Source organism: Aquicoccus porphyridii (genome assembly GCF_008369105.1).
Taxonomy (GTDB): Bacteria; Pseudomonadota; Alphaproteobacteria; order Rhodobacterales; family Rhodobacteraceae; genus Aquicoccus; species Aquicoccus porphyridii.
Genome location: NZ_VINQ01000017.1, coordinates 50191 through 75413, shown reverse-complemented (window position 1 = coordinate 75413; position 25223 = coordinate 50191). Strand labels below are relative to the sequence as shown.

General features: G+C 63.6%; 21 protein-coding genes. 14 read left to right on the top strand and 7 right to left on the bottom strand.

What is annotated here, in order from left to right:
• Window positions 1-106: 106 nt before the first annotated feature.
• Window positions 107-973: a DUF2189 domain-containing protein gene (locus FLO80_RS17660; RefSeq protein WP_111364800.1), complete on the top strand. Its 867-nt coding sequence runs from the start codon at window positions 107-109 to the stop codon at window positions 971-973.
• Window positions 974-976: 3 nt separating this feature from the next.
• On the opposite strand, the gene FLO80_RS17655 is transcribed toward FLO80_RS17660, so the two are convergent.
• Together FLO80_RS17655 and map are read right to left on the bottom strand one after the other, a co-directional pair.
• Window positions 977-2158, bottom strand: coding sequence for an MFS transporter (locus tag FLO80_RS17655; RefSeq protein WP_111364797.1), 1182 nt, complete (start codon window positions 2156-2158; stop codon window positions 977-979).
• A 136-nt stretch (window positions 2159-2294) separates the two neighbouring features.
• Window positions 2295-3083, bottom strand: a complete 789-nt coding sequence (gene map / locus FLO80_RS17650; RefSeq protein WP_246156718.1) for a type I methionyl aminopeptidase — start codon at window positions 3081-3083, stop codon at window positions 2295-2297.
• Between the two features lie 288 nt (window positions 3084-3371).
• On the opposite strand from map, the gene rpsT reads away from it, so the two are divergent.
• The 11 genes from rpsT (at window position 3372) to FLO80_RS17595 (ending at window position 15736) form a co-directional block, all read left to right on the top strand.
• Complete coding sequence (rpsT, locus tag FLO80_RS17645; RefSeq protein ID WP_111364792.1) at window positions 3372-3635, top strand: 30S ribosomal protein S20; 264 nt, start codon at window positions 3372-3374, stop codon at window positions 3633-3635.
• Between the two features lie 515 nt (window positions 3636-4150).
• The gene (gene dnaA / locus FLO80_RS17640) at window positions 4151-5545 is read left to right on the top strand and encodes a chromosomal replication initiator protein DnaA (protein WP_111364788.1); all 1395 of its coding nucleotides are present in this window, start codon (window positions 4151-4153) and stop codon (window positions 5543-5545) included.
• Window positions 5546-5702: 157 nt separating this feature from the next.
• Window positions 5703-6821 carry a DNA polymerase III subunit beta gene (gene dnaN / locus FLO80_RS17635; RefSeq protein ID WP_111364785.1) on the top strand — a complete coding sequence of 373 codons (1119 nt, stop codon included), beginning with the start codon at window positions 5703-5705 and terminating at the stop codon, window positions 6819-6821.
• Between the two features lie 62 nt (window positions 6822-6883).
• A complete protein-coding gene (recF, locus tag FLO80_RS17630; protein WP_111365006.1) occupies window positions 6884-7993 on the top strand; it encodes a DNA replication/repair protein RecF in 1110 nt (369 codons plus the stop codon).
• 5 nt (window positions 7994-7998) lie between these two features.
• Window positions 7999-8619: a LysE family translocator gene (locus FLO80_RS17625; RefSeq protein ID WP_111365004.1), complete on the top strand. Its 621-nt coding sequence runs from the start codon at window positions 7999-8001 to the stop codon at window positions 8617-8619.
• A 129-nt stretch (window positions 8620-8748) separates the two neighbouring features.
• Window positions 8749-11166: a DNA topoisomerase (ATP-hydrolyzing) subunit B gene (gene gyrB / locus FLO80_RS17620; RefSeq protein ID WP_111364783.1), complete on the top strand. Its 2418-nt coding sequence runs from the start codon at window positions 8749-8751 to the stop codon at window positions 11164-11166.
• A gap of 292 nt (window positions 11167-11458) precedes the next feature.
• Window positions 11459-12619 carry a DUF418 domain-containing protein gene (locus FLO80_RS17615; protein WP_188078331.1) on the top strand — a complete coding sequence of 387 codons (1161 nt, stop codon included), beginning with the start codon at window positions 11459-11461 and terminating at the stop codon, window positions 12617-12619.
• Window positions 12620-12798: 179 nt separating this feature from the next.
• A complete protein-coding gene (locus FLO80_RS17610) occupies window positions 12799-13398 on the top strand; it encodes a TetR/AcrR family transcriptional regulator (RefSeq protein ID WP_111365002.1) in 600 nt (199 codons plus the stop codon).
• Window positions 13389-13682 (top strand): YciI family protein, encoded by a 294-nt coding sequence (locus tag FLO80_RS17605; protein WP_111364778.1) that lies wholly within the window; start codon window positions 13389-13391, stop codon window positions 13680-13682. Before FLO80_RS17610 ends, FLO80_RS17605 begins: the two co-directional genes overlap by 10 nt.
• The gene (locus tag FLO80_RS17600; RefSeq protein ID WP_111364776.1) at window positions 13679-14284 is read left to right on the top strand and encodes a DNA-3-methyladenine glycosylase I; all 606 of its coding nucleotides are present in this window, start codon (window positions 13679-13681) and stop codon (window positions 14282-14284) included. The genes FLO80_RS17605 and FLO80_RS17600 overlap by 4 nt, the downstream gene beginning before the upstream one ends.
• A gap of 255 nt (window positions 14285-14539) precedes the next feature.
• Window positions 14540-15736 carry an MFS transporter gene (locus tag FLO80_RS17595; RefSeq protein ID WP_188078330.1) on the top strand — a complete coding sequence of 399 codons (1197 nt, stop codon included), beginning with the start codon at window positions 14540-14542 and terminating at the stop codon, window positions 15734-15736.
• Window positions 15737-15825: 89 nt separating this feature from the next.
• Here FLO80_RS17595 and FLO80_RS17590 read toward each other — a convergent pair whose 3' ends face one another.
• The 5 genes from FLO80_RS17590 to FLO80_RS17570 form a co-directional block, all read right to left on the bottom strand.
• Window positions 15826-16914: a CaiB/BaiF CoA transferase family protein gene (locus tag FLO80_RS17590; protein ID WP_111364770.1), complete on the bottom strand. Its 1089-nt coding sequence runs from the start codon at window positions 16912-16914 to the stop codon at window positions 15826-15828.
• Between the two features lie 22 nt (window positions 16915-16936).
• The gene (locus tag FLO80_RS17585; RefSeq protein ID WP_111364767.1) at window positions 16937-19597 is read right to left on the bottom strand and encodes a TRAP transporter large permease subunit; all 2661 of its coding nucleotides are present in this window, start codon (window positions 19595-19597) and stop codon (window positions 16937-16939) included.
• A gap of 15 nt (window positions 19598-19612) precedes the next feature.
• Window positions 19613-20608: a TRAP transporter small permease subunit gene (locus FLO80_RS17580; protein ID WP_111364764.1), complete on the bottom strand. Its 996-nt coding sequence runs from the start codon at window positions 20606-20608 to the stop codon at window positions 19613-19615.
• 112 nt (window positions 20609-20720) lie between these two features.
• Window positions 20721-21806 (bottom strand): TRAP transporter substrate-binding protein, encoded by a 1086-nt coding sequence (locus FLO80_RS17575; protein ID WP_111364761.1) that lies wholly within the window; start codon window positions 21804-21806, stop codon window positions 20721-20723.
• Between the two features lie 251 nt (window positions 21807-22057).
• Window positions 22058-22591 (bottom strand): phosphatase domain-containing putative toxin, encoded by a 534-nt coding sequence (locus FLO80_RS17570; protein ID WP_111365000.1) that lies wholly within the window; start codon window positions 22589-22591, stop codon window positions 22058-22060.
• A gap of 356 nt (window positions 22592-22947) precedes the next feature.
• Here FLO80_RS17570 and FLO80_RS17565 point away from each other — a divergent pair, with 356 nt between their 5' ends.
• Window positions 22948-24708 (top strand): DNA polymerase III subunit gamma/tau, encoded by a 1761-nt coding sequence (locus FLO80_RS17565; protein ID WP_111364759.1) that lies wholly within the window; start codon window positions 22948-22950, stop codon window positions 24706-24708.
• Window positions 24705-25172, top strand: a complete 468-nt coding sequence (locus FLO80_RS17560) for a hypothetical protein (RefSeq protein WP_111364756.1) — start codon at window positions 24705-24707, stop codon at window positions 25170-25172. The genes FLO80_RS17565 and FLO80_RS17560 overlap by 4 nt, the downstream gene beginning before the upstream one ends.
• Window positions 25173-25223 lie beyond the last annotated feature (51 nt).

The following is a 25223-nucleotide window of genomic DNA, read 5'->3' as shown; positions in this document are numbered from 1 at the left end:
GCGCAGTCGGCGCATTTCCGGGGGCCGCTGCTCATCATGCGTGTCCCCATGCGCCGCCCTGGCCCCGTTCCGCCTGTCATGCCCGGAACAGGAAAGGAGGCATCACATGGTCCAGACAATCGGAAACCCCGCCTCGTGGGGCGCAAGACAGGTGCGCGGCGCGGGCCACGCGCTTGCCGAGATGACCCGCAGCCTTGGCAGCGATCCCGCGGCAGACCTGCCCGAGGTGAACCGCATCACCCTTGACGACATCCGCACGGCCCTGCGCCTTGGCGCGCGCGATGCCGCGCGGTTCCGCTCGGATGTGGCCGCGCTGCTGCTCATCTACCCCGTGCTCGGCCTCGCGCTGGCCTATGTCGCGTTTCAGCAATCGCTCATCCACCTGATCTTTCCGCTGGCCGCGGGCTTTGCCCTGATCGGCCCGGTCGCGGCAATCCTGTTTTACGAACTCAGCCGACAGAGCGAAACGGATCAACCGGTCACCTGGCCCGCCGCGCTCGGCCACCTGCGCCGCACCGCCATCGCGCCCGTCATCGTGCTCGGGCTCTATCTCTTCGCCATCTTCCTCGTCTGGATGGCCGCCGCCTATGGCATCTACCAGGCCACGCTCGGCCCGATCCAGCCCGAAACGCACCTCGCCTTTCTTCAGGCGGTGCTGACCACACCCGCAGGCTGGACCATGATCGTGATCGGTTTCGGCGTGGGCTTCGTCTTTGCCGCGCTGGTGCTGGTCACCGCGGCGTTCAGCTTCCCGATGCTGATCGACCGCGCGCCGGGCCTGCCGGTGGCCGTGGCCACCTCGCTGCGCGTGGCACGCCAGAACCCGCTCACCGTGGCGGCATGGGGTCTCACCGTGGCAATCCTGCTGGCGCTCGGATCGTTGCCCTTCTTCCTCGGGTTGATCCTTGTCCTGCCATGGCTCGGCCACGCCACGTGGCATCTCTATCGCCTCGCCGTGCCGCCGGCGGGCTGAGCCTCATTCGGAGCGCGCGCCGTCTTCCCTCCCGCGTGTCACCACGAGGTGCAGCATCGCCCACGCCGCCGCCGCCGCCCCGCCAAGGCCCAGCGCCGCCATGCCCCATCCCGCCAGGACCAGCCCCCCAAGCGCCGAGCCCAGCGCCGCGCCGACATAGATCGACGCCGCGTTGAGCGCCATCAGAACCGGCGCGCGCTCGGGCCCCATCCGCATCAGCCGCGCCTGCTGCGCCGCCATGAAGGACCAGCCAAAGGCGGGCCACAGGAAGAGGAACAGGTAAACCTGCCAGACCGGCAAGGGCAGAATTGAGAAGACCGGCATCAGGATCACCTGGCTTCCGCTCACAATCAACAGCGTGCGAAACGGCCCGATCGCATCGCTCATCCGTCCGCTCATCAGGTTGCCCGCCACCGCGCCCACCCCGTAGATCACCAGCGCCAGCGTCATCTCGTTGCGCCCGAACCCCATGGTCTCGGTCAGGATGGGCGAGAAGAAGGTATAGACGACATAGATCGCCCCGAGGAACGACGCGGTGAACAGGATCACCGCCATCTGCCGCATGTCGGTCAGCACCTGCCGCAGGTCGCGCAACGTGACGGGGCGGAATGACAGCCCCGCCGGAATCATCACCCAGACCGCCAAAGCCACCGGCAGCGCCAGCCCCGACACCACCCAGAACGCCGCCCGCCAGCCCAGCATGTAGGCCAGGAAACTGCCCACCGGCACGCCCACGACCTGCGCCATCGTGAGGCCAAAGAACACCGACGCCAGCGCCCGGCCCTGCCGCCCCGGCCCGCTCAGCCCGGCGGCCACCGCGGCGGCCACCGGCGTAACCACCCCGGCCCCCGCCGCCGCCAGAACCCGCGCGAGATTGAGAACGATGTCATTGGGCGCCAGCGCCGACAGCGCCGAGGCGAGCGCAAACGCCACCAGCCCCCCGGCAATGACCCGCCGCCGCCCGACACCCCCGGTCAGCGACACCAGAATCGGCGAAAGGACCGCATAACCCAGCGCATAGGATGTCATGATCCAGCCGCCCCGCGCGGCACTCACGCCGAGATCGGCCACCATCGGGCTCAGGATACCGATCACGAGGAATGCACCGATGCCGATGATGAAGTTCGCCGCCGACAGGAGCGGGATCACCAGCCCCGCCCCGGGTCTCTCATCTGCCGCAAGCATCGCGTTCCCTCCACCCGGGCGCGCATCGCCCCGCCCACGCAGTCTGGCGCAGGCCACCCGGATTGGCTATGGCGCGGGGCCGGATGTGACGGCACGTTTCTGCCAGGGGGCCAGCACTCGCCCCCCGTCGGAAACCTCAGCCCCAGGTCGGGTGGAACTTGCCCGCGGGCGACAGGGTGAAAACCTCGGCGCCCTGCGCCGTCACGCCCACCGAATGCTCGAACTGCGCCGAAAGCGACTTATCGCGCGTCACCGCGGTCCAGTCATCGGCGAGAACCTTTGTCTCGGGACGGCCCAGGTTGACCATCGGCTCGATGGTAAAGAACATGCCCTCTTCGAGCCGCGCCCCGCTGCCCGCGCGCCCGTAATGCAGCACGTTGGGCGGCGCGTGAAACACCCGGCCCAGGCCGTGACCACAGAAATCGCGCACCACGCTCATCCGGTGCCCCTCGACGAAGGTCTGGATCGCGTGGCCGATATCGCCGAACGTGTTGCCCGGCTTCACCGCCTCGATCCCCTTCATCAGCGCATCATGCGTGACCTGGATCAATCGCTCGGCCTTGCGGCTGAGCTTGCCGGCGACATACATCCGGCTCGTGTCCCCGAACCATCCATCGGCGATCACCGTCACGTCGACATTGAGGATATCGCCATCCTTGAGAACCTTGTCGCCCGGAATCCCGTGACAGACCACGTGGTTCACGCTGATGCACGACGCATGCTGATAGCCCTTGTAACCGATCGTGGCCGATTTCGCGCCCGCCGCCTTCACCCGCTCCTCGATGATGCGGTCGATCTCGCCCGTGGTCTGGCCGGGAAATACGTGCTCCGCCACCTCGTCCAGAATCCGCGCGGCCAGATCGCCCGCCTTGTGCATGCCTGCAAAATCCGCCTCGTCATGGATACGGATGCCATCGCGCGTCATGCGTCCCCGGTGATTTTCGTTCACAGCGCCAGCCTTCTTGCCGAAACTCAGGATCATGCCCCTCTTTAGGCCAGATCATTCCCAAGGGCCAGAGCATGCACCGCCCGGGGCGACGCGAAAACCGGCGCAAACGGTTTTGGCGATTGCATTTCCCGCGGAATTGCGTATGAAGCGCGCCAGACATGCGCGTGATGCCCGCCTTGGCAAGAATCACCCGGACGACGCCGGGGCCCGTTCGGGCGGTTTCACGCATTGAAATTGAACCGAACCGAAGAAAGGTCCCGATACATGGCCAATACGCCCCAGTCCAAGAAACGCGCCCGTCAGAACGAACGCCGCTTTGCCGTCAACAAGGCCCGCCGCTCGCGCATCCGCACCTTCCTGCGCCGCGTCGAGGAAGCGATCACCTCGGGCGACAAGGACGCGGCGCAAAACGCGCTTCGCGCGGCCCAGCCCGAACTGATGCGTGGCGTGACCAAAGGCGTCTATCACAAGAACACGGCCGCGCGTAAAATGTCGCGCCTCTCGGCCCGGATCAAAACCCTCGGCTAAGCGGCCGCAGCGGATTTCAATCCATTCAAGGGCGTGCCTCACGGCGCGCCCTTTTTTCTTGCACCCCTTATTTCATTGACTTCAAAGGACTTGAGAGATTCTTTTCACGAAAAGACAGAGTCAAGCGTGAAGTTTCGTTGCCCCCTCGCAGCGCATGTTGCTAATTTCTTCCTTGCGAGTCACATCGCACTTGGGGGACAAGCCACAGAGGGCCTTTCCAGCCCCGGCAAACGGGGCGGTTTGCGTCTGTATTTTAGCACGCTGCTGCTGCTGAATCTTGTCCAGTTCTGCGTCACGCCCAAGGCGTGATCGTGCCGGTGCGGGCAACCGGCCAGCCCCTCGGGTGTTGTGGTGCGCAATGGTGTTGGTCAACGACCGTGTTTTCGGCCTGCCGCATCGGCAAGGCCACGGAGAGGCTGTTGGCTGTGCAACCCGTGTTTCGTTCTGTGATCCGTCTGGCCGCGGATCATGTGGTTGGCGCTGCTTGAAGGGAAATAAACGTGGATCGGGGACAGATGACACAGGAACAATGGGGACAGGTTCAGCAAACACTCCTGCAGACGGTCGGACGCAACAATTTCAAGAACTGGATCGAACCGCTGCAATTCGACAACCTGTCCGATGGTGTCGCCACGTTTCACGTTCCCACCAGCTTTCTGGGCAATTACGTAAGCCAGAATTTCGGCGACGTGATCCGCTACCAGATGTCGGCCACCGGCGCCGATGTGCGACGTGTGCGGTTCGAAGTGGCCGATGGCCCCGCCAAGCCGTCGCCGAAACCCGCCGCGGAGCGCGCCGCCCCGGCCACGAACGGACAGGCCGGACCGGTCGTTCACAGCCCGGCCCGCACCGCACCGCGTGATGATCTGCTGCCCGCCGCACCGCTCGACCCGCGCTTTACCTTCGACAGCTTCGTCGTCGGCAAGCCGAACGAGCTGGCCCATGCTGCCGCGCGGCGCGTCGCCGAAGGCGGCGCCGTCACCTTCAACCCGCTGTTCCTTTATGGCGGGGTCGGACTGGGCAAGACCCACCTGATGCATGCCATCGCGCATGAATTGTCATCGCGCCGTCCCGATCTCAACGTCGTCTATCTCTCGGCCGAGCAGTTCATGTATCGCTTCGTGCAGGCGCTGCGCGACCGCAAGATGATGGATTTCAAGGAATTGTTCCGCTCGGTCGATGTGCTGATGGTGGATGACGTGCAATTCATCGCCGGCAAAGAATCGACGCAGGAAGAATTCTTCCACACTTTCAACGCGCTGGTCGACCAGAACCGGCAGATCATCATCTCCGCCGACCGCGCCCCGGGCGAGATCAAGGATCTCGAAGACCGGATCAAGAGCCGCCTGCAATGCGGCCTTGTCGTCGACCTGCATCCCACGGATTACGAATTGCGCCTCGGCATCCTGCAATCCAAGGTCGAGATCCAGCGCGCGCAATATCCCGATCTCGTGCTGGCCGACGGTGTGCTTGAATTCCTCGCCCACCGGATTTCCACCAACGTGCGCGTGCTCGAAGGGGCGCTGACCCGGCTCTTCGCCTTCGCCTCGCTGGTCGGGCGCGAGATCACCCATGAACTGACCCAGGATTGCCTCGCCGACGTGCTGCGCGCCTCGGAACGCAAGATCACCGTCGAAGAGATCCAGCGCAAGGTGAGCGAACATTACAACATCCGCCTTTCGGACATGATCGGGCCCAAGCGGCTGCGCAATTTCGCCCGCCCGCGACAGGTGGCAATGTATCTGTGCAAGCAACTGACCAGCCGCTCGCTGCCCGAGATCGGGCGCCATTTCGGCGGGCGCGATCACACCACGATCATGCATGGCGTGCGCCGGATCGAGGAATTGCGCGCCCAGGACGGCCAGATCGCCGAAGACCTCGAATTGCTGCGCCGCACGCTCGAAGCCTGACCCTCATCCTTGCGGCACGACCCCCGCCCCACATCCACCGCGCGGCCAAGCCCTTGACCTGCCGCGCATTAAACCCGAAAACACCCACAAGCCCCTTGCACAGACAGGGGAAACGGCTAGGGTTTCGCTCCCGGCCAGACGGATACGGAGTGAGGGTATGAAATTCAGCATCGAACGCGGCGCGCTCTTGAAAGCGGTGGCCCAGGCGCAATCGGTCGTCGAACGCCGCAACACGATCCCGATCCTGGCCAATGTCCTGATCGAGGCCGAGGGCTCGGATGTGCATTTCCGCGCCACCGATCTCGATATCGAGGTGGTCGACCGCGCCCCCGCGCAGGTCGAACGCGCCGGCGCCACCACGGTCTCGGCGGTGACGCTGCACGAGATCGTGCGGAAACTGCCCGATGGCGCGTTGGTCACACTCACCGATGACAGCGCCGCGGGCCGTCTCTCGGTCGCCGCGGGCCGGTCGCATTTCAACCTCGCCACGCTCCCGAAAGAGGATTTTCCGGTGATGGCGTCGTCGGAATACAGCTCGAATTTCTCGGCCCCCGCCCCGGTGCTGCGGCGGCTCTTCGACAAGTCGAAATTCGCCATTTCGACCGAGGAAACGCGCTATTACCTCAACGGTGTCTACATGCATGTCGCCGAATCCGAGGGCGGGCGCGTGCTGCGCTGCGTGGCCACCGACGGCCACCGCCTCGCCCGGATCGACGCCGACCTGCCCGACGGTGCAAGCGACATGCCCGGCGTGATCGTCCCGCGCAAGACCGTGGGCGAGATGCGCAAACTGCTCGACGATGACGACACGCAGATCGCCGTGTCGGTCAGCGAGACCAAGGTGCGCTTCGCCACGCCCGACATTACCCTCACGTCCAAGGTGATTGACGGCACCTTCCCCGATTACACCCGCGTCATCCCGCAGGGCAACACCCGGCGGCTCGAAGTCGACGCCAGCGAATTCGCCCATGCCGTGGACCGGGTCGCCACCGTCTCGTCCGAACGCTCGCGCGCGGTGAAACTCACCCTCGAAGAGGACAAGCTCACCCTCTCGGTCAACGCCCCCGACAGCGGCGCCGCCGAGGAAGAACTGGCCGTGGCCTATGGCGACGAGCGGTTGGAGATCGGTTTCAACGCCAAGTACCTGCTGGAAATCGCCAGCCAGGTGGACCGCGAAAACGCCGTTTTCATGTTCAATTCCTCCGGCGACCCGACCCTGATGCGCGAAGGCAACGACACTTCCGCCGTCTACGTCGTCATGCCCATGCGGGTCTGAGTGGCCCCGGAATTTCTCAGGAATTCCGGGCCGTTTTCTTTGAAAGAAAACGGATGCACCATATGACAACCCTCGCGCTCACCCATCTGGCCCTGTCGCATTTCCGCTCGCACAAGCGCGCGGTGATCGACGTCGATGCCCGCCCCGTGGCGATCTTTGGCCCCAACGGCGCGGGCAAGACCAACCTGATCGAGGCGATTTCTCTCTTCTCTCCCGGGCGCGGGTTGCGGCGTGCGGCGGCACAGGACATGGCCCGCCGCCCCGAAACGCTGGGCTGGAAACTCACCGGCCACCTGAACAGCCTTGGCCACATCCACGAAGTCGAAATCTGGTCCGAGGACGCACAGCCCCGGCAGGTCCGGATCGACGGCAAGACGGCCCCCCAGACCGCACTGGGCCGGATCGCCCGGGTGCTCTGGCTGATCCCCGCGATGGACCGGCTCTGGATCGAGGGGGCCGAGGGGCGGCGGCGATTTCTCGACCGCATCACGCTGTCGTTCTTTCCCGACCATGGCGAATTGAGCCTCGCCTATGAAAAGGCCATGCGCCAGCGCAACCAGCTCCTGAAGGACATGGTGCGCGATCCGCACTGGTATCTCGCGCTCGAACGCCAGATGGCACAGGCGGGCGCGGCGATCCATGCCAACCGGCTGGCCGCGCTCGATCACCTGGCCGTGGCGCAATCGGCCGCGGAAACCGCCTTTCCCACCGCGGACCTGGCGCTTTCGCAATCCGAGGGCGAAATGCCCGGCGAAGAGGCCGACCTCGCCCACGCGCTGGCCGACAGCCGCATGCGTGACCTCTCTGCCGGGCGCAGCCTTGTCGGCCCGCACCGCACCGACATGATCGGCACCTTCGCGGCCAAGGGCATCGCGGCCCGCGACTGTTCGACCGGCGAGCAGAAGGCGCTGCTCATCTCGCTCATCCTCGCCAATGCCCGCGCGCTGGCCCGCGATTTCGGCGCCCCGCCGATCCTTCTGCTCGACGAGGTCGCGGCCCATCTCGACGCCACCCGCCGTGCCGCGCTCTACGACGAGCTTTGCGCGCTGGGCGCACAGGCCTGGATGACCGGCACCGGCCCCGAGCTTTTCGCCGAACTGGGCAGCCGCGCCCAGCGGATCGAAGTGACCGAGGACAACGGCCTCAGCCATACCCACCATCAGACCGGATAATGCACATGACTGTCACACCCGAGGCACTTTTACTTTATGCGGGCGGCATGGCCGCGCTCTGGGTCATCCCCGGCCCGGTCTGGGTCGCGCTCATCGCCCGCGCGCTTTCGGGGGGCATGCGCGGCGCCTGGCCGCTGGCCATCGGTGTCGCGCTGGGCGATCTGATCTGGCCGCTCTGCGCGATCTTCGGCCTGGCCTGGGTGCTCTCGCTTTACGGCGATCTGTTGTCGCTGCTGCGCTGGGTGGCGGCGGGGGTGTTCCTTGTCATGGGCCTCATCCTGATCCGGCGCCCGGCCGAACGCCCCGAACGCGACAGCCGCCTGACGCGCCCGGGCCTCTGGGCCGGGTTCGCGGTCGGCGTCGCGGCAGTGATCGGCAACCCCAAGGCGATCCTGTTCTACATGGGCGTGCTGCCCGGCTTTTTCGATCTGAGCCGTGTCACCGGCCCGGATATCGCCGCCATCCTCGCGGTGTCGGCCATCGTGCCGATGCTGGGCAATCTCGGTCTCGCGCTGTTTCTCGACCGCGCGCGACGGCTCTTGCAAAGCCCGCGCGCCCTGCGGCGGCTCAACATCGCGTCGGGCAGTCTCCTGATCCTTGTCGGGCTGGTCATTCCCTTCACCTGACCCGCGATTCGACCGGCATTTGCACAGGCATTCGAACCGGCATTCGACTGGCGGAAAACATGCCTCTGCCCTTAACATTCCCCGCCGGAAATCGTATAAGATGACAGCAAAAACAGCCAAGGCGCGGACATGTCCGAAAACGAGCAGCAGATCCCAGAATACGGCGCGGATTCCATCAAGGTTCTCAAGGGCCTGGATGCGGTTCGCAAGCGCCCCGGCATGTATATCGGTGACACCGATGACGGCTCGGGGCTGCACCACATGGTGTACGAGGTGGTCGATAACGGCATCGACGAGGCGCTGGCCGGTCACGCCGATCACGTCGCCGTCACGATTCACGCCGATTCATCGGTTTCCGTGTCCGACAACGGGCGCGGCGTGCCCGTCGATATCCACACCGAAGAAGGGGTGAGCGCGGCCGAGGTCATCATGACCCAGCTTCACGCCGGCGGTAAATTCGACAGCAATTCCTACAAGGTCTCGGGCGGTCTGCACGGGGTCGGCGTGTCGGTGGTCAACGCGCTTTCCGACTGGCTCGACCTGCGCATCTGGCGCAACGGCAAGGAACATTACGCCCGCTTCGAACGCGGCGAAACGGTCGAGCATCTGCGCGTCATGGGCGATGCCAATGGCCGCAAGGGCACCGAGGTGCGCTTCCTCGCCTCGACCACCACCTTTTCCAACCTCGAATATTCCTTCGAGACGCTGGAAAAACGCCTGCGCGAACTGGCCTTCCTCAATTCCGGCGTGCGCATCATCCTGCGCGACGAACGCCCGGCCGAACCGCTTGAAACCGATCTTTTCTACGAAGGCGGGGTCAAGGAATTCGTCAAGTATATCGACCGCCACAAGACCCCGATGATCCCCGAACCGATCTATGTCAACGGCGAGCGTGACGAGATCGGCATCGAGGTCGCGATGTGGTGGAACGACAGCTATCACGAGACCGTCCTGCCCTTTACCAACAACATCCCCCAGCGCGACGGCGGCAGCCACATGGCGGGCTTCCGCGCCGCGCTGACCCGGACGATCGGCAAATACGCACAGGAAAGCGGAATCGCGAAGAAGGAAAAGGTCAGCTTCACCGGCGACGACGCCCGCGAAGGGCTGTCCTGCGTCCTTTCGGTCAAGGTGCCCGACCCGAAATTCAGTTCCCAGACCAAGGACAAGCTGGTCAGCTCCGAAGTTCGCCCCGCGGTCGAGAACCTGATGACCGAGAAACTCTCGGAATGGTTCGAGGAAAACCCCAACGAGGCCAAGATGATCGTTGGCAAGATCATCGAGGCGGCGCTCGCCCGCGAGGCGGCGCGCAAGGCGCGCGACCTGACCCGCCGCAAGACGGCGATGGATGTGAATTTCCTCGCCGGCAAGCTCAAGGATTGTTCCGAGAAAGACCCCGCCAAGACCGAGCTTTTCATCGTCGAGGGTGACTCGGCGGGCGGCTCGGCCCAGACCGGGCGCGACCGTGGCACGCAGGCGATCCTGCCGCTCAAGGGCAAGATCCTCAACGTCGAGCGCGCGCGCTTCGACCGGATGCTGTCGAGCCAGGAAATCGGCAACCTGGTGATGGCGCTCGGCACCGGCATCGGGCGCGACGAGTTCGACATCAAGAAGCTGCGCTATCACAAGATCATCATCATGACCGACGCCGATGTCGACGGCGCGCATATCCGCACGCTTCTGCTCACCTTCTTCTACCGGCAAATGCCCGAACTGATCGAGGGCGGCTATCTCTATATCGCCCAGCCGCCGCTCTACAAGGTCGGGCGCGGCAAGTCCGAGGTCTATATCAAGGACGAAAACGCGCTTGACGATTACCTGATCCAGCAGGGCGTCGAAACCGCACTCCTGCGGCTCGGATCGGGGGCCGAGGTCGCCGGGGCCGACCTCGTGCGTATCGTTGACGAGGCGCGGCAGTTGAAGCGCGTGCTCGAGGCGTTTCCCACCCACTACCCGCGCCACATCCTCGAACAGGCCGCCATCGCCGGGGCCTTCGTGCCCGGTGCGGTGGAATCCGACCTGCAAGGCGTGGCCAACCACGTGGCGGCACGGCTCGACCTCATCGCGCTGGAATACGAACGCGGCTGGCAGGGGCGCATCACCCAGGATCACGGCATCCGCCTCGCCCGCATCCTGCGCGGCGTCGAAGAGGTGCGCACCATCGACGGCCCGATCCTGCGCGGAGGCGAAGCCCGCCGCACCGGGAGCTTCACCGAAAGCCTGCAAGAGATCTATGACCAGCCCGCGACACTCGTCCGCAAGGACCGCGAGCAACTGATCCACGGCCCACTGACCCTGCTTTCCTCGATCCTCGACGAGGGCGAAAAGGGCTTCTCCCTGCAACGCTACAAGGGCTTGGGTGAAATGAACCCCGATCAGCTCTGGGAAACCACGCTCGACCCCGAGGAACGCACGCTCCTGCAGGTCAAGGTCGACGACATGGCCGAGGCCGACGACCTCTTTACCAAGCTCATGGGCGACGTGGTCGAACCAAGGCGCGAATTCATCCAGAAGAACGCGCTCTCGGTCGAGAACCTCGATTTCTAGGGCGCACGCTCAATAAAATTCACCCACCGGGGGGGCATGCGCCCACCCGGGTGGGCGCATGCCCGGACCGCAAACGGCCCGGGCAACCTGCATCGCGTTTGGCAAGATTCTGCCAGCGCGATGGTGGTTCTCTGGACATGCGGTGACCGCCGAAGGATTTTATCAAAATCTACGTGGCGCCCTGAATGCAAGCCAAACATATCGACAGAAAACGGTATTCTGGCCATGCGTCCGCGCCGGAGCCTGCCGATGCACCCGTGGGAGGGACGGGACGGCAAGAGGGAATTGTCGCATGAGCACAAAGGAAGCGCACAGTCGCAATGACCTGCTCGACGCGCTGCGGGCCGTGGCACTTGCCGGTGTCATCATCATGAACATGATTACGTTCTCGGGACTGGCCTATCTTACGCCGGAAATGCGCACCGAGTGGCTGGGAACCGCGGATCGCTTTGTCTGGGTGCTCATCCGCATCTTCGTCGATGACAAGGCACTGGCTGCATTCTCTTTCATGTTCGGTTTCAGCTTCAGCGTGATCCTGGGCAAGGCGATGTCGTCGCGCGATGCGACGGTGCGTTTCGTCCAGCGGCTGATGGTGCTGTTCATGATCGGGCTGTTCAACGCGCTGTTCCTTTTCTGGGCCGATATCCTGATGAGCTATGCAGTGCTCGGCCTGATCCTGCCATTCGCCGCGCGCCTGCCGACACGGGTGATTGCCGGGCTGGCACTGGCACTTGTGATTGCCGCCCCGGTGACGTTGGCATTGGGCGGCTACGAGATGCCCAACCCCGTCCCCCGCGGTCATACCGAAAGCCTCGATGCCTTCGCATCGCCAGAACTCACCGACACGGTAAAACAGAACTGGCGCATGATCTTTGCCGCGTCCGAAGCCGCGGACAGCACGCTTGTCTTGCGGTTCATGACGCTCATGGGGCTGTTCCTTCTGGGGCTTGCGGCCGGGAAAAGCGGTGTGATCATGGCCCTGGCCGGTCGTCGCGATCACCTGCTGCGGCTGGGGCTCATGTTGGCGCTGGTGGGGGCCACGATGAATATCGTCTTGCGCTATGTCGTGGAACCCGAAGGGTTCTGGGTCATGCTCAAACTGGAGGGCCCGATCATGGCGCTGGGCTATCTCATGCTGATCGGTGCGGCTCTGGCCGGGCCTTCGGTGGGCTGGCTGCGTCGATTGCTGGCACCTCTGGGTCGCATGACGCTGACCGGATACCTGATGACCGCGATCTCGGGACAGGCCCTGTTCTACGGCTGGGGCCTGGGGTTGATCGGGCAGTTGGGCACACTGGGGGTTCTGGCCATCGCCAGCGTGTTCTATGTGGCGCTGATCGTTTTTGCCCAGCTCTGGCTGCGTTTCTTCCCGTTCGGGCCTTGGGAATGGCTCTGGCGCCGCCTGACCAACCTCCTGCCCCAACCGCAAATCGGTCGCGGCATCGCACAGTGATACATCCCCACCACCGCCGACACGCCAAAGGCATGCCTTTGCCACGACGGGCGGGGCGGGCGAAAACTCTCCAATGCTGCCGCCATGAAAATCTATCCATTGTTAACCCGATACTCACCCCATTGACGCTCTAGGACAATTGACCTAACCTGATCGCAAATCACGACAGGATGTCCGCCTTGCCCACGGTTTCAACCCGCGAAAAGATCATCGAGAAAGCCGACACGCTTTTCTATGAAGGCGGGTTCGAGGCCACATCCTTTGCCGACATCGCCGCGGCGGTGGGCATCTCGCGCGGGAATTTCTATCACCATTTCAAGGCCAAGGATGAAATACTGGATGCCGTGATCGCGCGCCGGATGGACCGGACGCGCATGATGCTCGACACTTGGCAAGCCGAGGGCGCGCAGCCCCGCGACCGCATCCTGTCGTTCATCCATCTGCTGATCACCAACCGCACCAGGATCATGGCCTTTGGCTGCCCGGTCGGAACATTGTGTTCGGAGCTGGCCAAGCTGGAGCACGGCGCGCAACATCGCGCCGCGCAAATCATGGGCCTGTTCCGCGACTGGCTCACCGGGCAGTTTCGCGCGCTTGGCATGGATCAACAGGCCGAGGCACGGGCCATGCACCTTCTGACCTGGTCACAAGGGGTGGCGGTCATGTCCAGCGCCTTCCGCGATGAGACCTTCATTGAACGTGAAGTCGCCGCAATCACGCAATGGCTGGACGACATCATTGACGATCAGACACGGCACGAGGGGCGTATATGTTCATAACTTTCCTGAAATTTTCCGACAACCGGGCCGCAGCTCCGGACTTCATGGCGGCGCATAACGACTGGATCGCGCAAGGCTTTGCAGACGAGAAATTCCTCTGTGTCGGCTCGCTCGAACCCGCAGCGGGCGGTGCCATCCTCTCTCATGGTGAAAGCCGCGCCGCCCTTGATGCCCGTCTCGCCGCGGACCCGTTCGTGGTGCACGGAATCGTCACCGCCGAAACCCATGAAATCGACGCCAAGCGCGCCATCCCCGCGTTGGATTTCCTCAAGGCCCCGGCATGAGCACGACAATCCCCGGCCCTGACGGGCGCCCGCGTTGCCGTTGGTGCGCCGCCGCGCCCGAATTCTTCGATTACCATGATCGCGAATGGGGGTTCCCGGTTGTCGATGACATCCGCCTGTTCGAGAAACTGTGCCTCGAAAGCTTTCAATCGGGGCTGAGCTGGCGCACGATCCTGAACAAGCGCGAGAATTTCCGCGCCGCTTTCGCAGGGTTCGATTTTCGCAAGGTGGCACGGTTTACCGACACGGATGTGACACGGCTGCTGGCGGATGCCGGAATCGTGCGCCATCGCGGCAAGATCGAAGCCGTGATCAACAATGCCCGCTGCGCCTGTGATCTGGTCGAGACCGAAGGCTCGCTGGCCGCGTTCATCTGGCGGTTCGAACCACAAGACGAGGATGTCCCCCCGCAAAGCCGCTCCACGTCGCCCGCCTCGGTGGCGCTCTCGAAGGAGTTGCGCAAGCGCGGCTGGAAATTCGTCGGCCCCACCACCGTCTATGCGTTCATGCAGGCCATGGGGCTTGTCAACGACCATGCCGAAGGATGCATCATGCGTGACAAGGCCGCACAGGCGAGGGCCGACTTGCATCGCCCGTCCTGATCACGCGGAAGCGGCGGGCGGTCGGTTAACCTCCTGCGTTAACCCTTTGGCAGGATTTACCCGGCAGCCGGGCGGCAGCCGAATGTCAGCCGGATGTCACCCCCTCGAATTGGCGCCCTCGCGGCCCCGTTAACCGGCCCGGACGTCGCGTCATGACAAAAGAAACCCTTTTGTGCCCTTGCAGCCCCCGCCCCCGGCGCTACTCTGGGCGCAAGAGGACGCATGGATGCGACATTTTCCAAAGAAATCAAAGCGATGAGTGCCCGTCTGGCCTTCGCCCACCCCGGGTTCCGGCGCTATTTCATCGGCGCGGTGGCGGGCGTGAACGGCAACTGGATCTTCCGCGTGCTGCTGTCATGGCTGGCATGGGACGAAACCGGCTCCGCCAGTTTCGTCGGCCTCGTCGCCGCCGCCTCCCTCGCCCCCGTCGCGGTCACCTCGCCGTTCTTCGGCGCGCTGACCGATCGTGTTCCGATCCTCACCATTTATCGCATTGTGTCCGCGGGCCTGTTGGTCTGCCCCGCAGCACTTTTCGTGCTGATGTTCGCAGGCGGGCTTGCACCGCTGCCCATCCTGGGCATCGCGTTGCTGTTTGGCATGGTCATCTCGGCCTATCATCCGGTGCGCCAATCGCTTGGGCCGCGACTCGTTGATCCGCCTCTGATCGGGTCGGTCGTGGCGTTGGCCGCACTCAATTTCAATGTCGGCCGGATCATCAGCCCGGCCATCGGCGGCGCCATGATCGCAGGGCTCGGCACCCTGCCGACGGCAGTGATTTCAACCGCGCTTTTCCTGCCCAACCTCATTATCGCGCCCACGCTATCCCCCCGCAATGTCGAGGAAAACGGGCCTCGCAAAAGCTATCTTGCCGATCTGGGCGAAGGCTTGCGCGCGGGCTGGGCGCGTTGGCCGGTGCGCCGCGCGCTGATCCTCACCGTGGTGGCCCTCGGGCCGGTACGCGCGGTGGGCGAAATCCTCGCGCTCATCGCCGATGGACGGTTTGCGCAAGGCGCGCAGGGGCTGGGCCTGCTCACCTCGGCGGTGGGGGCCGGGGCGCTTCTGGCGGCGGTGTTTCAGGTGATCGCGGGCGCGCGTCTCCTGCGCCTGCCCGCCTTGCGCTTTGGCGTCATCGCGATGGGCTTCGCCGCCACGGCGGGCCTGACCCTTGCACCCGATTTCTGGGTCGCACTGGCCCTGGCGCCACTCACGGGCTTTGCCGGAACCTATGTCGGAGTCTCGCTCCAGATCGGCATCCAGGCCCGGCTCGAAGACCATCTGCGCGGCCGGATCATGTCGCTCTGGATGGTGGCGATCACGCTCTCGACCTCGGCGCTGGCCTTCCTGGTGTCCGCCCTGTCCGAGGTCTTCGGCCTCGCGGCCACCACGCTTGCCATGCTTGGTGTGGCCGCGCTGGCGGTGATATGGTTAGCCCTCAACCCACCGGGCGATTGAACCGGCCGATTCGGCGCGCACCACGGGTTAAGCCCTGCTTTACCCTCTTGCGCCATAATCCACGTCACGGCCTCGAAGCGCCGAAATATTCATTTCGTCGAGAGTTCGGCCAGAATTTCATCCGTGTGCTCTCCGCGCGCGGGTGCGGCTTGGGGCTGCCAGTCCGGCTGCCCGGCAAATCGCGGCGCAGGCGCGGCCTGCAACACACCCCCCGGCGCGGCCCATGCCCCGCGCGCGGCATTCATGTCATGCGCGGCCGCCTCGTCCGGGCTCAGCACCGGCGCGACACAGGCGTCGGTTCCCAGGAAGAGGTCGGCCCATTCGTCCCGGGTCTTGCTGGCGAAGATCGTTTTCAACCGCTCGGTGGCACGCGGCCAAAGCGCGCGATCGAACTGGTCCGCGAAATCCGGATCATCGCCAAGCCCAAGTAATTCAAGGCAAATCGCATAGAATTTCGGCTCGAGGCATTGCACCGACATCCAGCCGCCATCGCGCGTTTGGTAGCTGCGGCACCAATGCGGCCCGTCCAGTATCCCCTGCCCGCGCGCATCGGGCATACCGCCCCCCTGCCGCAAGGACATCAACAGGTTCATCATATGGGCCGAGCCGTCATAGATCGCCGCATCCACCACCGTGCCCCGCCCGGTCGCCCGCGCCTGCATGATCCCGGCCAGCATCCCCACCACGAGGTAAAGCGCCCCACCGCCGATATCGCCCACCAGCGTTGCGGGCGTCACCGGCGCATCCCCCGGCACCCCGGCATACCAAAGCGCGCCCGACATCGAGATATAGTTCAGATCATGCCCCGCCGCATGGCTCAGCGGGCCATCCTGCCCCCAACCGGTCATCCGCCCAAAGACCAGTGCGGGGTTGATCGCATGACAAGCCGCGGGTCCCATCCCGAGCTTTTCCATCACCCCCGGGCGAAACCCCTCGATCAGCCCATCGGCCCCGGCCACCAGCCGCCGAAACACGTCGAGATCATCCGCATCCTTGAGGTCGAGCGCGATCGAGCGTTTGCCCCGGTCCAGCACCGACCGCTCCGGCACGCCCGGTGTCGGGTTGCCGCCCTTGCGGTGCACCACCACGACATCGGCCCCCAGATCGGCCAGCGTCATCGCCGCGAACGGCCCGGGGCCAAGCCCCTCGACCTCGATGATCCTGATCCCGTCAAGCATGGGCACAGACCCCGGAAAGCGGTCAGAAGTTCAACGAAACATCACGATGAACCGCGTTACACGACGCCATGTATAGCGCCTGTTCACGGTTCAGCCGGTCCTGTGACCGGATACCCAGCGTGCCGCGTATCCCGTCGAGATAGGCCTGAAGCCCGGGTTCGAGCGTGGCCGCATCGGCCCGCCATGCCTTTTGCTCATCGAACTCGGCCAATGCCTCGTCATATTCTTCAAGCGCCTTCTCGCCGTCAAAGCGGTTGGGCCGCAACGCCCGCCGGGCCCTGCCGAGGGCGGATCGCACGTCGCTCGCCCCTTCCATGTCGCCGAACTTGTTCTCCAGCGCCTCGACCGTTTCCATCGCGGACGGGTCGCCTTCCCCGGCGTTTTCAATGACATCGCGCAGGTCGCGCAATTCGCCCTCAAGCGCATCGAACTCTGGATTGGCCTGAAGAATGCGCAGCACCTCGGCCGGGGTTTCCCACGCGCTATCGGCGTTGCGGCGATACAAGTTGCGAGCATCTTGTTCCGCATCGGTCAGTTCGGCAAAGACGTCATGCACCTCTTCCCAACGGTCAGGGATTTGCGTTCGCAGCACCTCGACCTCAGCCAACAACTGTTCACGTTCCGCTTCAAGACGCGCACGGCGTTCGGCCTGCGCCTCGTCGCGCATCCGCCCGGCTCTGACTCTGAGGTCCTCGGCCCTTTCGTTGCGCTTGCGGATATCCTTTTCGATTCCGCGCACCTGGGTCTGTAGCGGTCGATAATCGACCGCTGCCGCATTCACCGCCGCTTCGGCCTCGAATGCTTTCTCGATCTCCTCAAGCGCCACGGTGGCGCTTTCGAAACTGTCACTCAGGTCACTCTGCATCCGCCGGGGCAAAACCGACAGGTTCAACGCTTCCGCATTGGCGATCACCTGTGCGAGGTCGTTGCCCTTTGCCATCTTTTCAAAGGTGTATTCATCGATGCAATATTGCAGCTTGGGGTTCTTCGGTGGTGGCGCCGTATCCGACAGGAACGACACCCGGTTGGGCAGGTAATTCACCAGCGGCGGATAGGACCCGACGATACCCAGCGCGATCAACTGCAAAATGATGAAGGCGATGACGCCCTTGTACATCTGCACGGTCTTCACCGATTGCGGCGCCACGCCCCTGAGATAGAACAGTGCAAACCCGAAGGGCGGCGTGAGAAAGGAGGTCTGGATGTTCAGACCGACCATGACCCCCAGCCACACAGCAGTGATATTTGCGCCCGGATCGGCCAGCAGGATCGGCGCCACGATCGGCACCACGACAACCGCGATCTCGATGAAATCAAGGAAGAAGCCAAGGATGAAGATCACCAGCATCACGATGATGAACTGCATCCAGAACCCGCCCGGCAACCCGTTGAGAAACTCGCGGACAAGATCTTCACCGCCGAAGGCACGAAAGGCCGCGGTCAGCATCGCCGCACCCAGCAGAATGATGAAGACGAGGCTTGTCGTCTTGGCCGTCTCAAGCATCACGCCATGCATGGTGGCCTCGATCCTGAACACCCGCCAACCCGACCAGATCAGCGACATAAGCAGAACGGCCGCCGCAATAGCGCCGAGCGTGATACCCGTCGCATCCGCCGTGGTTTCTATCGCCTTGACGTTCATGTCGTAATTGTCGAGCAGAACCCCCAGGACCCCGAGCGACGCCAGCGCCATGATGGCCGGCGTGTAGAGATGCCTTGTCCCCTTGGCCGGCAGTCGATACCCCGCCATGACGAGCGCACCCGACGCCCCGATCGCCCCGGCCTGGTTCACCGTGGCAACCCCGGTGATGATCGACCCAAGAACCAGGAAAATGAGTGTCAGCGGCGGGATCAGCGTCAGCGCGACCTGACTCCAGAATTTCCGGTCAAAACCCTCTTCGCTGCGCACCGCCGGGGCTGATTTCGGGTTGATGATCGCCGAAACCAGAATATAGGCCATGTACAGCAGAACCAGGAGAATACCCGGCACGAACGCGCCCAGGAACATCTCACCTGCGCTGGTCGATCCCACGCCGAAGATCGACGGCATCGTCAATTCGCCGGTTGCCTCGTTGTAAAGGGTCTTGCGCAATGTGGCGGCCTGATCGGTTGCGCTGGCAAGCTGGTCGGCCAGGATGATCAGCACGATCGAGGGCGGAATGATCTGTCCCAGCGTGCCGCTGGCCGCAATTGTGCCGGTGGCAAGGCTGGGCGAATACTTGTTGCGCAGCATGGCGGGCAGACTGATCAGCCCCATCGCCACCACTGTTGCACCGACGATACCGGTCGTCGCTGCCAGAAGCGCGCCCACAAAGACCACCGAAATGCCCAAGCCTCCGGGCACCGGCCCGAACAGCTTGGCCATCGTAACCAGCAGGTCCTCGGCAATCTTCGAGCGTTGCAGCATAATGCCCATGAAAATGAACAAGGGAATCGCGATCAGCGTATCGCGCTCGACCTCCCAATATACCCCGCGCAAGTTCGTCACCCCTGCCGACAGCCATTGCTGTGGCCCGCCGGAATGGAAAAAGGCATCGGTCGATCCGGTAAAGAGATAACCCGCACCGGCCGCAGCCGTGATCGAGATGATCGCCGCACCGGGTAGGGCAAAGGCCACCGGATAGCCCGAGCCCAGCGCGAAGGCCATGAGAAAGACCAGAAGAGCGAGAAAATAGAGTTCCACGGTGTCTGCCTTCCGTTAATGCACGATCGGCGCAGCTTCGCGGCGCCCGGGTTCGTCCCGCCAGTCGGCGACGGACTCGAAGAAATAGCTGATGAATTGGATCAGCATGGTGATCGCAAAGATACCGAGGAACATCGCCATCTGGTATTTGACAAACATTCCGCTGGTTCCGGATTGCGACACCTCGAAATTCGAAAAAGGCGAGTTGATGATCGACGTCTTGCCGTTGAACCCGATATAAAGGATCACCCAGGCCGTCGAGCAACCCAGGAGTATCGTGCCCCAGGCGTTGAAAAAGCCCCGCTTGGTCTGGGCAAACCCGGCATAGAGAACGTCGACGCGCACATGGCCATCTTCGAACAGGGTATAGGCGCTCGCAAACAGGAACAACGCCGCATACCAATAGCGCACCAGATCGGCCATCAAGGCCTGCTCATAGGAAAACACAAAACGCGAAACCACGATCCCCAGCTCGGCCGTGACGATCATCAGGGTCAGCCATGTAAATCCCAGCGTCCGCGAAAACAGCGCGATCACGAACCCGGCGACGACCAGCGGAAAGTGCACATAGATTCCGACCCAGGTGGGCCTGGTAAAGTTGCGCGCGAACTCATCGCCGACGAATACGCCCAACAGGCTCTCGACGCGCATGAAAGACACCGCCACATCCACCACACCGACCAGGAAAACAGACCAGAACAGCGCCCGGACCAGATAGACATTGAAGCCATGCACCCGCAGCGCCTCCCAGCGCAGGGAAACGTCGCGCGTCGACAGGACATAGACCCAGCTCACAACGAAAAACACGGCATAGACCATGACATTGAGCCAGGCCCCGGCGCCGCCTCCGCCATTCCACAGCACCGCAACGCCGGGATAGTCGAACCACACCACCAGCAGGTTGTTGATGAGGAACGCCACCAGCGCCGCCAGCATCGACCAACCGAAAAGCCGCGCCACAAGCGCAGGCCGTCCAACCCGTGGAATCTCAGTTGCCTCGGCCTTGACCATTGATCCCCTCCCCTCGGGGCTCATGCCCCATATCTCGCGGCATGAGCTGCAAACATATTGAAAAAGAGTGGGGCCGGAGCCCCACTCTCATATCATGTCATTCAGGTCAGGATTAGCCCAGCCCCAGAACGCGGTTACGCTGGTTCACGAAGGTGATCTCGAACTGCGCCATCATGTTGCCGATTTCCCGAAGGTTCGCCTGGAATGCATCGTCGATCTTCTTGGCCAGCGCCGAATGGTCGCGCACCTCCTCGAACACTTCCGCCGACGCCTCGCCGAAGCCGTCCCAGACATCGTCGTTGAAGTTGCGCACCTGTACGCCTTGCTCGTCGATGAGTCGCTGCAGGTATTCGCCGTTCAGGGCCTGCGCTTCCTCATAGGAATTGGCGTGCTCTTCAAGGCAGGCCGCCTCGATCACGGCTTTTTCCCAATCGCTCAAACCGTCATACCACGCCCGGTTCATGCCAAAGCCCAGACCACCGCCCGGCTCATGCATCCCGCCGGTATAGTAGTACTGCGCGGCCTCATAGAACTTCATGAAGTAATCGTTATAGGGGCCGACCCACTCGGTTGCGTCAACGGCGCCCGAAACGAGGTTTTCATAGATCTGACCACCCGGGAGCGACACGGTGGAACCACCCATTTTCGAGATGACCTGGCCGCCAAGGCCCGGAATCCGCATCTTGAGGCCCCTGAAATCATCAGGGCTCTCGATTTCCTTGTTGAACCAGCCACCGGCCTGCGTGCCGGTCGCGCCACAGGGAATCGTCTTGAGGCCGAATTCACCGGCCAGCTCGTCCCAGAGCGCCTGACCGCCGCGATACTTGATCCACGCATTCCACTCGACCGTGGTCATGCCGAACGGCACCGAGGTGAAATAGGCAAAACCCGGGTGCTTGCCGACCCAGTAGTAATCCGCAGCGACATAGGCCTGGCTGTTGCCGCTGGCCACTTCGTCGAACACGTCGAACGCGCCCACGCGCTCGCCCGCCGCGAAATATTCCACGTTGAACGCACCATCCGACAGCTCGGCGATCCTCGCGGCCAGACGCTGGGCCGAGATGCCCAGTCCGGGGAAGTCACGCGGCCATGTCGACACGATGGTCAGTTGCTTGGCACCCTGCGCCAGGGCCGGTGTGGCCAGCGCGGTTGCTCCGGCACCAAGCGCGGCGCCCTTCAAAAACTTACGACGTTCCATAATTCTCCTCCGAGTTGTCGTTTTCTTTATTGTTCGCAGGGCTAGGTAAACCCGGCTGAATCTCCTGCGTCAATTACTAAGCAAGCGGATTACGAAAACAAACAGTTTTTTTGCCGTCCGGTAATGTTTTCTTACCAAGCCATGCACATGGGCTCATCACCTTCGACCAATTTCAGTGCTCGCTCGCCTCATAGATGCATTTTTCCTGAGCTTTCGCGCGGCACGTCGTCGATTCGGTTGTGCCTTGGCGCTTACCCGGCCCGGTCTCGGCCGGTCGGAACCGCGTCAGGCTCACCGCCAAATGCCCAATCCAATTGCGCGTTGGTTTCGATCGCGCAATTGCACAGGCTGCGCAAACGCTTGAGCGCGACAAAGCGATCTTCGCCGCTTTCCACCATCAACCGCAGCACCGCCATGCCCGAGCGCCCGCACCCACCCTTGCAATGCACGATCACGCGACCGCCCCCTTTCAGGGCGGCACGTACCGCCCGGCTGGCTTCAGGCCATACAGCTTCGACTTCAGGCGAGGGCGTGCCGTAATCACGCACCGGCAGATGGAACCAGCGGCTCGCCATGGCCTGAATATCGGTGCCCAGGTTCGGCGCCCCAGCTTCGGCCAGTTCCGCATCCGTCACCATGGTCAGAACGATCCCGGGCTGCCATTCCCGAAAAAGGCCAAGATCCCCGGCATAGTCACCGCCACGACCCGGCAGGGCCGACATGGCCAAGGTGCCACCGCCCACCGGAAGTGCATAGATCAGCATCCCCTTTTCGGCATCGGCCATCATGTCACAACCGCATCGCAAGACACATATCCGCAAGCCCGCCACTCGTCGCTACCTCGAGCGCGGCGTCAAAATCGATTTGCGTGTATTCTCCACACCACACAGGGCCAGGCCGCATGATCTCCCCCCAAGGCAAACCCGCTTGACCCAAGGATTGCACCGATCCGCACGGCTTTGCCAAGGAAACACGCGCATCGCATCGTCAATTCGGGCAAGTGTTGCGACAAAGACCTGCCTTCCTCGATCCATCGCACCACCACCGCACGGAAGACCGCCCCATTCCCCATGGACGCGCCGCCCTGCCCGGCCTAGGTTGGGGCCGACCGTAACCCATCACGCGAATCCCGGCACGCCCCATGAGCGAACATACAACCAAGGGCTATCAGGTTCTCGCCCGCAAGTACCGACCCGAGACCTTTGCCGACCTCGTCGGTCAGGATGCGATGGTACGCACGCTCAAGAACGCGTTCATGGCCGACCGCATCGCGCAGGCCTTCATCATGACGGGCATTCGCGGCACCGGCAAAACCACGACCGCACGAATCATCGCAAAGGGCATGAACTGCATCGGCCCCGATGGCACGGGCGGCCCAACGACCGATCCATGCGGGGTCTGCGAACACTGTACGGCGATCATGGAGGGGCGCCATGTCGATGTGATGGAAATGGACGCGGCCTCGCGCACCGGCGTCGGCGACATCCGCGAGATCATCGAGAGCGTCCACTACCGCGCGGCTTCGGCCCGCTACAAGATCTACATCATCGACGAAGTGCACATGCTCAGCACCTCCGCTTTCAACGCGCTGTTGAAAACGCTCGAAGAGCCGCCCGAGCACGTGAAATTCATCTTCGCCACCACCGAGATCCGCAAGGTGCCGGTCACGGTTCTGTCGCGCTGTCAACGCTTTGACCTGCGCCGCATCGAACCAGAAGACATGATCGCCATGCTGCGCCGGATCGCAACCGCCGAAGAAGCGCAGATCGCCGATGACGCGCTGGCCCTTATCACCCGCGCCGCCGAAGGATCGGCCCGCGATGCCACCTCCCTGCTCGATCAGGCGATCAGCCATGGCGCGGGCGAAACCACGGCAACTCAGGTCCGCGCCATGCTGGGGCTGGCCGACCGCGGTCGCGTGCTCGACCTCTTCGACATGATCATGAAAGGCGACGCCGCCGGTGCGCTGGCCGAGCTTGCGGCGGAATATGCCGAAGGGGCCGATCCGCTGGCGGTGCTGCGCGATCTGGCCGAGATCACCCATTGGGTCTCGGTGGTCAAGATCACCCCTGACGCGGCCGAAGACCCCACCATCTCGCCCGATGAGCGCAGCCGCGGTCAGGCCATGGCCGGGGCGTTGCCACTCAGGGTTCTGGCGCGAATGTGGCAGATGCTGCTCAAGGCACTGGACGAGGTGGCCCAGGCCCCCAACGCGATGATGGCGGCCGAAATGGCGATCATCCGGCTAACTCATGTGGCCGACCTGCCCACGCCCGAAGATCTCGTAAAGCGGCTCAACGATGAAACTCCGCCACCGCCACCACCCACGCGAGGGGCACCCCTGCCGCCGCAGGGGTCGGGCGGCGGCAACGGACAGGCAAATACGCCCCTGTCCTCAGGCCGCTCGACATCGGGCCGATCCGGCGGCCCCTCTGCCGCACTGGCACAGGATTCGGCACAGGCACTCGCACGCTATCCAACGTTCGACCATGTGCTTGAACTGATCCGCGCCAATCGCGATGGCAAGCTTTTGATGGATGTCGAGGCCGATCTGCGGCTGGTCAGCTATCAACCCGGACGCATCACCTTCCAGCCGACGCCCGACGCGCCATCGGACCTAGCCTCGCGTCTCGGGGCCGCCCTGCAACGCTGGACGGGAAACCGCTGGGCCGTCACTGTCACCTCGGAGAACGGCACCCCATCGATCGTCGAGACCCGCAACGCCGAAAGGGTATCGCGCGAAAGCGAAGCCCGCGACCACCCGCTCGTTCAGGCCGTGTTCGATGTCTTTCCGAACGCCAGGATCGTCGATATCAAGACCCGTCGGGACATCACCGCCGAAGCCCAGGCCGAAGCGCTGCCCGAGGTCGAAGAGGAATGGGACCCGTTCGAGGAAGAATGATCCTGACCGTCTTTAGCCATGTCGGTCAGAGAACCGGCCGCCTGTTTCACCTGCTGCTCGCCGGTCTCTTGCTTGCGTTGCCTGGCACTGTGCGAGCCGCCGGGGTCTGTGACACCGAACGCCCCGATTGGTCACCCACCGATGGCCCCATGACCGGACTGGACGAGTTGTTCCACATCGCCACCACCCTGCCCGGGCTGGGCATCATCGGGGCCTTCACGCTGGCGCTACTGGGTGGGCGACCGATCTACTTTGCCGTGGCCGCGCTGTTTTCCGGCATCGTCGCGCTGGGCCTCTGGTATGAGAGCCGGGTTGACCCCACCGGGCTGCATGCGGAGACCCGCAGCGTGGGTTGCGTCGGCGACTACGCACCCGCCATCTGGGTTTTGGCCGTGCTCTGCCTCATCGCCTTGGGTGCCCTGCTCTGGCTTAGGCTCCGCGCGCCCCCGTCCGATCCCGCATAAAGAAACCGCCCGAGGCCAAGCGGCTCCGGGCGGTCATTTCACATCCTGTCA

What these genes read in the sequence shown, in the direction of transcription:
- FLO80_RS17570 (WP_111365000.1), bottom strand. Translation starts at nt 22,591, where the DNA reads ATGGCCGATGCCGAAAAGGGGATGCTGATCTATGCACTTCCGGTGGGC.
- FLO80_RS17660 (WP_111364800.1), top strand. Translation starts at nt 107, where the DNA reads ATGGTCCAGACAATCGGAAACCCCGCCTCGTGGGGCGCAAGACAGGTG.
- FLO80_RS17580 (WP_111364764.1), bottom strand. Translation starts at nt 20,608, where the DNA reads ATGGTCAAGGCCGAGGCAACTGAGATTCCACGGGTTGGACGGCCTGCG.
- FLO80_RS17615 (WP_188078331.1), top strand. Translation starts at nt 11,459, where the DNA reads ATGAGCACAAAGGAAGCGCACAGTCGCAATGACCTGCTCGACGCGCTG.
- rpsT (WP_111364792.1), top strand. Translation starts at nt 3,372, where the DNA reads ATGGCCAATACGCCCCAGTCCAAGAAACGCGCCCGTCAGAACGAACGC.
- dnaN (WP_111364785.1), top strand. Translation starts at nt 5,703, where the DNA reads ATGAAATTCAGCATCGAACGCGGCGCGCTCTTGAAAGCGGTGGCCCAG.
- recF (WP_111365006.1), top strand. Translation starts at nt 6,884, where the DNA reads ATGACAACCCTCGCGCTCACCCATCTGGCCCTGTCGCATTTCCGCTCG.
- gyrB (WP_111364783.1), top strand. Translation starts at nt 8,749, where the DNA reads ATGTCCGAAAACGAGCAGCAGATCCCAGAATACGGCGCGGATTCCATC.
- FLO80_RS17625 (WP_111365004.1), top strand. Translation starts at nt 7,999, where the DNA reads ATGACTGTCACACCCGAGGCACTTTTACTTTATGCGGGCGGCATGGCC.
- FLO80_RS17600 (WP_111364776.1), top strand. Translation starts at nt 13,679, where the DNA reads ATGAGCACGACAATCCCCGGCCCTGACGGGCGCCCGCGTTGCCGTTGG.
- FLO80_RS17655 (WP_111364797.1), bottom strand. Translation starts at nt 2,158, where the DNA reads ATGCTTGCGGCAGATGAGAGACCCGGGGCGGGGCTGGTGATCCCGCTC.
- FLO80_RS17590 (WP_111364770.1), bottom strand. Translation starts at nt 16,914, where the DNA reads ATGCTTGACGGGATCAGGATCATCGAGGTCGAGGGGCTTGGCCCCGGG.
- FLO80_RS17565 (WP_111364759.1), top strand. Translation starts at nt 22,948, where the DNA reads ATGAGCGAACATACAACCAAGGGCTATCAGGTTCTCGCCCGCAAGTAC.
- map (WP_246156718.1), bottom strand. Translation starts at nt 3,083, where the DNA reads ATGACGCGCGATGGCATCCGTATCCATGACGAGGCGGATTTTGCAGGC.
- FLO80_RS17595 (WP_188078330.1), top strand. Translation starts at nt 14,540, where the DNA reads ATGAGTGCCCGTCTGGCCTTCGCCCACCCCGGGTTCCGGCGCTATTTC.
- FLO80_RS17560 (WP_111364756.1), top strand. Translation starts at nt 24,705, where the DNA reads ATGATCCTGACCGTCTTTAGCCATGTCGGTCAGAGAACCGGCCGCCTG.
- FLO80_RS17575 (WP_111364761.1), bottom strand. Translation starts at nt 21,806, where the DNA reads ATGGAACGTCGTAAGTTTTTGAAGGGCGCCGCGCTTGGTGCCGGAGCA.
- FLO80_RS17605 (WP_111364778.1), top strand. Translation starts at nt 13,389, where the DNA reads ATGTTCATAACTTTCCTGAAATTTTCCGACAACCGGGCCGCAGCTCCG.
- dnaA (WP_111364788.1), top strand. Translation starts at nt 4,151, where the DNA reads ATGACACAGGAACAATGGGGACAGGTTCAGCAAACACTCCTGCAGACG.